At 31.0% G+C, this 9,548-nt stretch carries 8 protein-coding genes and 1 tRNA gene; 1 reads left to right on the plus strand and 8 read right to left on the minus strand.

Features of this window, described 5'->3' with window-relative positions; genetic code table 11:
- Nucleotide 1: 1 nt before the first annotated feature.
- The 4 genes from B0A78_RS13830 to B0A78_RS13845 form a co-directional block, all read right to left on the minus strand.
- Nucleotides 2-82, minus strand: a tRNA-Tyr gene (locus B0A78_RS13830).
- Between the two features lie 543 nt (nucleotides 83-625).
- Complete coding sequence (lpdA, locus tag B0A78_RS13835; RefSeq protein WP_065213680.1) at nucleotides 626-2,029, minus strand: dihydrolipoyl dehydrogenase; 1,404 nt, start codon at nucleotides 2,027-2,029, stop codon at nucleotides 626-628.
- An 83-nt stretch (nucleotides 2,030-2,112) separates the two neighbouring features.
- A complete protein-coding gene (locus tag B0A78_RS13840; protein WP_065213679.1) occupies nucleotides 2,113-2,553 on the minus strand; it encodes an META domain-containing protein in 441 nt (146 codons plus the stop codon).
- On the minus strand, nucleotides 2,543-2,995 hold the full coding sequence (locus tag B0A78_RS13845) for an Lrp/AsnC family transcriptional regulator (protein WP_014164360.1): 453 nt from the start codon (nucleotides 2,993-2,995) through the stop codon (nucleotides 2,543-2,545). Before B0A78_RS13845 ends, B0A78_RS13840 begins: the two co-directional genes overlap by 11 nt.
- Before the next feature lie 130 nt (nucleotides 2,996-3,125).
- On the opposite strand from B0A78_RS13845, the gene B0A78_RS13850 reads away from it, so the two are divergent.
- The gene (locus tag B0A78_RS13850; protein WP_014164361.1) at nucleotides 3,126-5,294 is read left to right on the plus strand and encodes a S9 family peptidase; all 2,169 of its coding nucleotides are present in this window, start codon (nucleotides 3,126-3,128) and stop codon (nucleotides 5,292-5,294) included.
- A gap of 414 nt (nucleotides 5,295-5,708) precedes the next feature.
- Here the strand turns inward: B0A78_RS13850 and B0A78_RS13855 are convergent, their stop codons facing one another.
- The 4 genes from B0A78_RS13855 to B0A78_RS13870 all read right to left on the minus strand — a co-directional run bounded on the left by B0A78_RS13855 (nucleotide 5,709) and on the right by B0A78_RS13870 (nucleotide 9,464).
- Nucleotides 5,709-6,824 carry a peptidylprolyl isomerase gene (locus tag B0A78_RS13855; protein ID WP_097609785.1) on the minus strand — a complete coding sequence of 372 codons (1,116 nt, stop codon included), beginning with the start codon at nucleotides 6,822-6,824 and terminating at the stop codon, nucleotides 5,709-5,711.
- A gap of 19 nt (nucleotides 6,825-6,843) precedes the next feature.
- Nucleotides 6,844-7,440, minus strand: a complete 597-nt coding sequence (gldI, locus tag B0A78_RS13860; RefSeq protein ID WP_014164363.1) for a gliding motility-associated peptidyl-prolyl isomerase GldI — start codon at nucleotides 7,438-7,440, stop codon at nucleotides 6,844-6,846.
- On the minus strand, nucleotides 7,437-8,447 hold the full coding sequence (locus B0A78_RS13865; RefSeq protein WP_014164364.1) for a DHH family phosphoesterase: 1,011 nt from the start codon (nucleotides 8,445-8,447) through the stop codon (nucleotides 7,437-7,439). Before B0A78_RS13865 ends, gldI begins: the two co-directional genes overlap by 4 nt.
- A 357-nt stretch (nucleotides 8,448-8,804) precedes the next feature.
- A complete protein-coding gene (locus tag B0A78_RS13870; RefSeq protein ID WP_014164365.1) occupies nucleotides 8,805-9,464 on the minus strand; it encodes a hypothetical protein in 660 nt (219 codons plus the stop codon).
- Between the last annotated feature and the right edge of the window lie 84 nt (nucleotides 9,465-9,548).

The raw sequence follows: 9,548 nt of genomic DNA on the forward strand, positions 1-9,548 counted from the left end.
GTGGGGAGAGCAGGATTCGAACCTGCGAAGGTTTCCCAACGGATTTACAGTCCGTCCTCGTTGGCCGCTTGAGTATCTCCCCCTCGCTTGACCTTGTTTGCTTGATTGCGATGCAAAATTACGATTGTTTTTTATAAAAACAAGCTTTTTTTTACTTTTTTTACTTGTTTTTTCTAAGTTCTTGATTTTTAAATAGATATTTTTTTAAGTGAATTGTTTTTAATATGCTTTCTACTTTATTGTAAATAAATAGATTTTGAAAATCTTATTTATTTATTGACTTGTCTGTAAAAAAGTGATGTGAGTGTCCTGAAAAAAGGTATTTCTTTTCTATAAAAGGGATCTATGAAAATTATATTCAAGAGGGGGTTGTGTGTATTTTGTTAATAAGAGAGCATGTTCTAAAATAGGAATTGACTTTTGTAGAGTTGTGTATATGAAAATAATCTCTTTATAAGTATTTTGTTTTTGTAATAAGAAGGGTGTTCTAAAAGATTGTAATCTTGTTATTTTGGTCAAAGGGAGAAATCACATAGTATTGGTAATGTGACTTCTCCTGTTGTTGAGGTGATAAAGATGTAAAGCTACTTATCTTTAGACACCTTCTTTGATTTGTATGTTAAAATTAGATATGTAATGCTCTTTTACCAGTAGCGTCTAAAGCAGCTTCTTTGATTGCCTCTGCAAAAGTAGGATGAGCATGTGACATTCTTGAAATATCTTCTGCACTAGCTCGGAACTCCATAGCGGTAACAGCTTCTGCGATTAAATCAGCAGCACGAGCACCAATGATATGTATGCCTAATACTTCGTCAGTAGAGGAATCAGCTAATATTTTTATAAAGCCATCGGTATCGGCACTTGCGCGAGCACGTCCTAATGCTTTGAAAGGAAAGTTACCAACTTTATAGTTTTTGCCTTCGGCTTTTAATTGCTCTTCTGTTTTTCCTACAGCTGAAACTTCTGGCCAAGTATATACTACTCCAGGGATTAAGTTGTAATCAATATGAGGTTTTTGTCCAGCTAAATATTCGGCTACCATAACGCCTTCTTCTTCTGCTTTGTGTGCTAACATAGCTCCGCGGATTACATCGCCAATAGCATAAATATTGGGAGTAGACGTTTGTAAATGATTGTTTACTTCTACTTGGCCTCTTTCTGTAAGTTTTACACCTGCTTTATCAATATTTAAGCCATCTGTATAAGGCCTACGGCCTACGGCTACTAAGGCATAATCGCCCTCAAGAACGATTTCTTGTCCTTTTGTATTATCGGCTTTTACAACAACTTCATTTCCATTACGAGACACTTCTTTTACTTTGTGTGAAGTATAAAATTTCATGCCTTGTTTTTTTAATACTTTAGTCAATTCCTTGGATAAAGCGCTGTCCATGCCAGGGATAATTCTATCCATGAATTCAACCACTGATACTTGAGCTCCTAGGCGTAAGTACACTTGCCCTAATTCTAAACCAATTACCCCTCCACCAATGATGATTAAATGTTTAGGAACCTCGGGTAGTTTTAGAGCTTCAGTAGAAGTAATAATTCTTTCTTTGTCAATTTTGATGAAAGGTAAGCTAGATGGTTTTGAACCTGTAGCAATAATCGTATTTTTTGCTTCAATTTTTTCGATAGAGCCATCTTCTTTTGTTATGTTTAAAGTAGTTGCGTTTTCGAATGATCCAACACCTTGAAATACGGTAATATTGTTTTTATCCATTAAAAACTTAACTCCACCGCAAGTCTGATCTACTACAGATTGTTTGCGTTCGATCATTTTTTGAAGATTGATTTTTACATCACCTGAAACTTCAATTCCGTGATCTGCAAAGTGTTGCAATTCTTCATAATGATGAGAAGAAGCTAATAATGCTTTTGAAGGTATACATCCTACATTTAAACAAGTACCTCCAAGAGTGGCATATTTTTCAATAATAGCCGTTTTCATTCCTAGTTGTGCGCAACGAATTGCCGATACGTATCCGCCAGGACCTGAACCTATTACAACTACGTCAAATGTGCTCATAAATATTTATTTTATGTTGTTTTAAAAAATTGATCACAAAATTAACAATTTATAATATAAAAAATTGAGATAATTTGTGATATTTAATCCCAATCAGCGGCAACAAAACGCATTTTCTTTTTTTCATTTATAAAAAGTTCTAATTGATGTGCTTTTGTAGCGTTAAAACTATTAACTTTTGGTATTAATTTTGCAAAAATTTCTTCGATTTTTACGGTTTCTTCACAAAACATTTTAGTTGAAATAATATTCGTAGCAGAAAAAGTATTAGAGTTTTTAAAATGATAACTAAAATTAAATTTATTACAACCTAAGTAGGCTGATGCTTCTCCATTTTTTATAGTCATATCAATATACGCATTATTTCTTATAAGTATTTCAGAAGGGATTGAATCCATTTCTACAAGCATCCATTTTCTGTTAAGGAGCCTTTCTTTTTCTTTAATTACTTTAGAGTGGCAAGAAAAAAAGAAAACAATAAAAGTTAAAACGATGCTTTTTTTTATTAGTTTTTTAAATATCATAAACGGTTGTGCTTTTTACTTCTCCAATCATAAATGAAGAATGGGTACTTCCAATGTGTTTAATAGATGTTAGTTTGGTAACCATGAACTCTCTATATTCTTCCATATCTGCCACACAAATTTTTAAGATGTAATCATAATCACCGCTTACATGAAAACATTCTAAAACTTCATCTAGTTTTAATATAGCATTTTCAAAATCAGCAATAAATTCATGATTATGTTGTATTAGTTTAATATGACAAAAAACGACATAACTTTTGTTTATTTTTTTTCGGTCTACTAATGCTACATATTTTTTTATGGTCCCGTCTTTTTCTAATTTTTTTATGCGTTCGTAAACTGCGGTAACGGATAAATTGAGTTTTCCTGAAAGTTCTTTTGTGGTTTGTTTACTATCTTCTTGAAGTAATTTCAATAATTTTTTATCTATGATGTCCATTTGTTTAAAAATTTTCGTTAAAAGTATTCTTTTATATTTATATTCAGAAAAAAAAACTAAAACTTTTGAATAATATTTTAACTTATTAAGTATTCTTATTTTTGGAAATAATTTACAAAAAAATTAATTAATGAAAAAATACACTTTTAGTTTGCTTTTGATTGGGGGTATGACATTTGCACAAAAGTTGACTATTGAGGAAACTGTTACAGGAGGAAGAAAGTTTGCTCCCAGTACACAATTAGCGCAGCAATGGCGTAAAAATTCAAAAGCAATTACTTATTTAAGTTCAGATTTTTCAAATTTATTAGAAAAAAGTGTTTCTAATGGTTGGAAAGAAACAATTTTGGCCACAAAGTATGATTTTGAAAAAGAGTTAAAGGATAAAATAAATTCAGATGATTTTTTGTTGAGAAGTTTTCCAATGTCTATCGAATGGAAATCTATTGATACATTTGAAACAGAAATAATAGGTAAAAAGAATAATTATAGGGTTACTTATGATGTTATTACTAAGAAGATTATAAATGTTGTTACTTATAGTAATGAAGTGAGTCAAGTAAAATTTGCATCGAATGGAAATGTAGCATGGCTAAAAGATAATAATATACAAGTTGCCTCTTTTTCTGGAAATGTTATAAATGTAACGAATGATACAGATAAAGGTATTGTAAATGGTTCTGATTACGTACACCGCCAAGAATTTGGTATTGACCGAGGGATGTGGTGGAATGAAGCAGGGACAAAATTAGCTTATTATCGTAAAGACGAAACCATGGTAGCTAATTATCCATTAATAAACTGGAATGAGCCAGAGGCGGTTAATAAAGATATTAAGTATCCAATGGTTGGAATGACTAATGAAAAAGTTACTTTAGTTGTTTTTGATTTGGCTTCTGGTAAAAAAGTAACAATGCAAACAGGGGAACCCAATGACCAATATTTAACAATGGTTTCTTGGGAACCTACTGGAAAGCATATTTTTATAGGAATCTTAAATAGAGAGCAAAATCATTTGAAATTTAATAAATACGATGTGCAAACAGGGGCTTTTGTAAAAACTTTGTTTGAGGAAAAGGCTTCTACTTGGGTTGAACCACAGCACCCATTGATCTTTGTTCCTACTAATCCTTCTCAATTTATTTACCAAACTGATTTTAACGGATTTAATCAAATGTATTTATATAATACGGATGGTAAATTATTAAAGAACTTAGGATATAAGGATGTCGTAGTGAAAGAATTTTTAGGGTTTGATGAAAAAGGACTAAAAGCGAACTATGTAGGAACCGCTAATAATGGGCTAGATCGTCAGTTATACCAAGTGGATTTAGAATCTGGGAAAACAACACAATTAACAATTGTTTCAGGAACTCATACAGCTTCCGTTTCTTCCGATGGAACGATGGTATTAGATCAATATAATAATATTACAACACCAAATGAAATTTCGGTTATTGATATTAAATTAAAAAAAACAACGCAATTGATAAAAGCTGACAATCCTTTTGTAGGAAAGATTGATATGCCCAAAATAGAATTGGTAACCATAACTTCTGCTGATGGAAAAACCCCTTTGAATGGAAGAATTATTTATCCCGCTAATTTTGATGTCACTAAAAAATATCCTGTCATGGTATATGTTTATGGAGGTTCTCATGCTCAATTGGTTAATAACCGTTGGTTAGGAGGAGCTAGTTATTTTGATTTATATATGGCTCAAAATGGGTATGTAGTATTTACTATGGATAATCGTGGTAGTGATTCGCGTGGTAAAAAATTCTGTGATGTAAATCATCGTCAGTTAGGAGTGAATGAGATGGCAGACCAAATGGAAGGTGTAAAATTCTTAAAATCAAAATCATTTGTAGACCAAGATAAAATTGGAGTTTTTGGATGGAGTTTTGGTGGATTTATGACTACTAGTTTAATGACAAGTCAAGTTGATACTTTTAAGGTAGGTGTTGCTGGTGGTCCAGTAATTGATTGGAAATACTATGAAATCATGTATGGAGAGCGTTATATGGATACACCACAGGAAAATCCAGAAGGGTATAGTAAAACCTCTTTATTAGATAAGGCTAAAAATTTAAAAGGACGTTTGTTAATCATTCATGGAGCTCAAGATCCTGTTGTGGTACAGCAAAACAGTATGAATTTTATTGAAGCCTGTATTAAAGCGGGTAAACAGGTAGATTATTTCTTATATCCTAATCACGAACATAATGTAGGAGGAAGGGATAGAATTCATTTATATGCTAAAATTGCTGATTATTTTGATACACATTTGAAGAAATAATAGACACATTTACTTTTGAGCAAAACTTTAGAATCCGTTTTATTTTTAAACGGATTTTTTTATGATGTACGGTTATTATGATATTAGATTGTGTTATGAGCAGTGAATTTCTTAAATTCTCTAATAGTGTGTATCTGAGTTTAAAAATAAAATGATAAGATTGTAAGAATATAAGGGAAGGATAAATGAAAATGGGTCTGTAATTAAAAATCGTTTTTAGAGAATTAGTAGTATAGATAGAAATTCATCTAAGAAAATAAGGATTATAATATTTTAATAAAAGAGGGTGTCCTAAAAGTTTGCAATCTTGTTATTTAAAGGGAGAAATCATTATTTATAATGGGCTTCTCCTGTCCTTTAAATATTAAGTTACTACTTTTTTAGACACCCGCTTGTGTATGATGTGTATTTTATCTATTTATTAGGAGTAGCTTCTGGCATTTTGTCTAATAATTCAAGTTCGAAAACTAAGTTTGTGTTAGGAGGAATTACACCACCTGCTCCTTGTGCTCCATAACCTAAGTTAGCTGGAATGAATAAAATAGCTTTATCTCCGAGGTTCATTTTTTCTAGGCCTTCTAAAAAGCCTGGTATTAAGCCTTCTTTTTTACCAGCTTGAAAAGGGAACGGTTGATAAGCTTTAGCTGCTGCTCTACGTTCGTCTAGTTTACCGAAATCTTTTGCTACTTGTTCATAACTAGTATCAAATAGAGTTCCGTCTTCAAAATAACCTGCATAATGAACGTATACAGTAGATCCTGTTTCTGGTTTTTTGCCTGTTCCTTTGGAAACTATTTGGTATAATAAGCCTGTATCTGATTTGGTAGCGGTTGTTTTTGTTTGAGTAAAATAAGCGATTTTAGTTGCTTTTATTTTTAGTAATTTAGATTCTATTTCTTTTTGTGCTTTTATTTCTTTGTCAACGCTTTCTTTGAAAATTTTTGCCGCATCAAATTTTTTAGCTTTAGCCCCTTTTCTAATGATAATTATTTTGTTAATTGTATCATCTTGAGCAATTTTATTTACTACTTCTTGTCCAGTTATAACATGACCAAATACCGTATGACGACCATCTAACCAAGGAGTTGCTTTGTGGGTAATAAAAAATTGACTTCCATTAGTACCTGGTCCAGCATTAGCCATAGAAAGGATTCCAGGACCTGTGTGTTTTAACTCTGGTACGATTTCATCTTTAAATTTATACCCAGGACCTCCGCTTCCGTTACCATCAGGGTCACCTCCTTGAATCATGAAGTCGGCAATTACACGATGAAATTTTAGGCCATCATAAAAAGGTTTTCCTGTATATTTTGTATTTACCATAGGATTTTTACCTTCTGCTAAAGAAACAAAGTTAGCTACCGTAATAGGTGTTTTTTCAAATTCTAGTTGTACTACAATTTTACCTTTGCTTGTTTCTATTTCTGCAAATAAACCTTCTCCTGTTTGATTTTCACCTTTTGAATTACAAGATGAAAAAGAAAATAAAAAAGTAAAAAAACTTAAAATTAAACTTATCATTTTTCTCATTTTAGTTAATAATTGATTTTTAGTTATTATTTTTTTCTATATCTGAAGGGACAATAGTTTTATTGTTTTTTTCCTTCTTAATATCGTTGAGTGTAATTGTGCAGATCAAAGGTTGGTTGATGCCAATTTTATTATTGTCTCCGTGGTATCCAAATGCTAAATGGGAGGGTAATAAGAAGGTTACTTTTTCACCTTTTTGCATTAACTTTATCCCATCTTGAAGGCCTTTTATAAAATCCTGTTGATCTACTTTATATATTTGGGGTTTTAGTTCGGCTTGGGTATAAATTATTTTTCCTTTTATATCTTTAATTTCATAATCAAAAAACGCAAGATCGCCTTTAATAGGTTTTGGTTGTTCGGTTGTATTTTTGATATTATAAAAATACCAATAACCTTTTGTAGAAGCAGTATACTGATGAGTAGTATCTTGTTTGATTATATTAATGATAATTTCCTCTTCATTTTTGTTTAATTTTTTATTACGATCAATGGACTGCTTCATGAATTCTCCTGTTTTATGTGATATAGGTTTTCTAGCTTCTTGTTTTTGCGTACAACAAGTAACTAAATTCATAGCAAGAGTTATAAAGGTAATGATTTTTAATGTTTTCATTTTCTTGTGTCTTTAACAATACTAATAAATTGATTTACGGTTTCTTCTAAATTTAAATTTGATTTTCCACCTGCTGCATTTAAATGCCCTCCACCATTGAAATGCTTTCGAGCAAACTGGTTAACGTCAAAATCGCCTTGGGAGCGGAATGAAATTTTGATGATTCCTTCTTCTTTATTTTCGATAAAAATAGCAGTAAAATCAATTCCTTTTATACTAAGGCCGTAATTTACAAATCCTTCGGTATCACCTTTTTGATGTGAAAAAAGGTTTAGTTCTTCTTGACTTAAAGTAATGTAAGAAGTTTTATAATCTTGCATTATTTGCATATTCTGCAGAGCTTTTCCTAATAATTGTAATCGGTTGTAGGAACTGGTATCGAAGAGATTGTTGTGTATTTCAGCATTTTTAATTCCTCTTTTTATTAAATCAGAAGCTACTTCATGTGTGGTATTTGTAGTAGATGAAAATCTAAAAGAACCAGTATCTGTTACTAATCCTGTATAAATGCAGGTGGCAATAGTACTATCTATTAGTTTTTCGTAGCCTATGTAATGTATAAAATGATACACCATTTCACAGGTAGAACTCATAGAAGTATCAGAATATTTATAAAGAGCATAAGAATCGGGTAATTGATGGTGATCAATCATGATAAATGTTTTATCAAGTGTAGATAAAAAACGTTCCATTAGATCACCTGTTCTATGTAAGGCATTAAAATCGAGTGTAAAAACTAAATCAGAAGAATTAAGTTGTTCTTGACAAAGTTGTGTTTCTTTTTCGTATATCAAAACATTTTCAGAGTTAGGCAACCAAGCCAAAAAACTGGGAAAATCATTAGGCGCTATTACTGTAGCTTTGTGTCCTAACTGTTTTAGGAAGTGATATAATCCTAAAGTAGACCCCATAGCATCACCATCTGGGTTGCGATGAGGGATAATTGTTATCTTTTTTGGGGTAGCTAATAATTTTTTTATAGCTATAATTTCATTTGCATTCATCATAATGCCAAAAATAGTATTTTTTTATTCAAATATATACTATGGATTTGTAAAGATTATAGAGTTTTATAATTTTATTTTGAAGTACAATCATAAAATCAATTTTTTTGATCTTATTTTTATTTTAGGTATTTTTTTAGATTGATTCGAGAGTATTTTATATATAGAAAAAGGGTGTCCTAAAGGTTGTAATTTTGCCATTTCTACTCAAGGGAGGCTTGAACGAAGTGAACAGGAGAAGAAAATTACATAGTGTTGATAATGTGACTTCTCCTGTTGTTAAAGCGACAAACTAGATGTTGAGTTATTACTTTTTAGAGACCCGCTTTTAATTAATACTAAAGAGTTTTTGTTTTTGAATTATTTTTGAAAATAATCAGTTTCTATTCCATTAGATTTTATTTTAATGAGGGCTGGATTTTTATTTCCTTCACATTGTATAGTATCGGTTCCATTTGTGTAGTTTGCACCTTTTGACCAAGCTTCAATTTGGTTATATATGGTTGTTTTTCCAGATTTGGTAATACGTAATAAATTTATTTTTTCTGTATTTATATAACTTAATTCAATTTGATCATTTTTGTCTTTTCCGTTAATTGCTACTGTGTTTATAGGACTTATTAAAACAAGTTTTTGATCTTTATTATCTATTTTTAAAATTGCGTTATCTCCATTGCATTCTAAGTTGTATTTGTTATCTTGGTAGATGGCTCCTTTGGCCCAAGCTTCTTTTTGTGGTAGGATAACTAATTCTTTTTCGTCTAATGATATAATAGCTACTCTTTTACCTTCTTTTTCAGTGTGATAGATGGAGTAGTTTTTGCCATCAAGAGCCTTGTAAATATAGGTATTGCTAGCCTTTTCAATTGCTTCATCGTTGAGTGCTGTTTTTTCAGCAGTTGTAGTGTCTACCTTTGAAAGTGTATCATTTTTACTCGTATTATCCGTTTGAGGGGTAACTTCTTTTTTACAGCTTAGAAGACATAATAAAAGACCTAAGCTTAATGTTAGTTTTTTCATATTTTTTTTATGTATAGTTGTTACAAATTTAAGCTTAATTTAAGTATTATGATTTCTAAAAATGAATAATTAATTCAAGTTGCT

This window comes from Flavobacterium columnare NBRC 100251 = ATCC 23463 (assembly GCF_002530675.1).
Classification (GTDB): Bacteria; Bacteroidota; Bacteroidia; order Flavobacteriales; family Flavobacteriaceae; genus Flavobacterium; species Flavobacterium columnare.

Excerpts from the sequence above, each read along its gene's own strand:
- lpdA (WP_065213680.1), bottom strand. The coding sequence starts at position 2,029 with ATGAGCACATTTGACGTAGTTGTAATAGGTTCAGGTCCTGGCGGATAC.
- B0A78_RS13840 (WP_065213679.1), bottom strand. The coding sequence starts at position 2,553 with ATGATATTTAAAAAACTAATAAAAAAAAGCATCGTTTTAACTTTTATT.
- B0A78_RS13845 (WP_014164360.1), bottom strand. The coding sequence starts at position 2,995 with ATGGACATCATAGATAAAAAATTATTGAAATTACTTCAAGAAGATAGT.
- B0A78_RS13850 (WP_014164361.1), top strand. The coding sequence starts at position 3,126 with ATGAAAAAATACACTTTTAGTTTGCTTTTGATTGGGGGTATGACATTT.
- B0A78_RS13855 (WP_097609785.1), bottom strand. The coding sequence starts at position 6,824 with ATGAGAAAAATGATAAGTTTAATTTTAAGTTTTTTTACTTTTTTATTT.
- gldI (WP_014164363.1), bottom strand. The coding sequence starts at position 7,440 with ATGAAAACATTAAAAATCATTACCTTTATAACTCTTGCTATGAATTTA.
- B0A78_RS13865 (WP_014164364.1), bottom strand. The coding sequence starts at position 8,447 with ATGATGAATGCAAATGAAATTATAGCTATAAAAAAATTATTAGCTACC.
- B0A78_RS13870 (WP_014164365.1), bottom strand. The coding sequence starts at position 9,464 with ATGAAAAAACTAACATTAAGCTTAGGTCTTTTATTATGTCTTCTAAGC.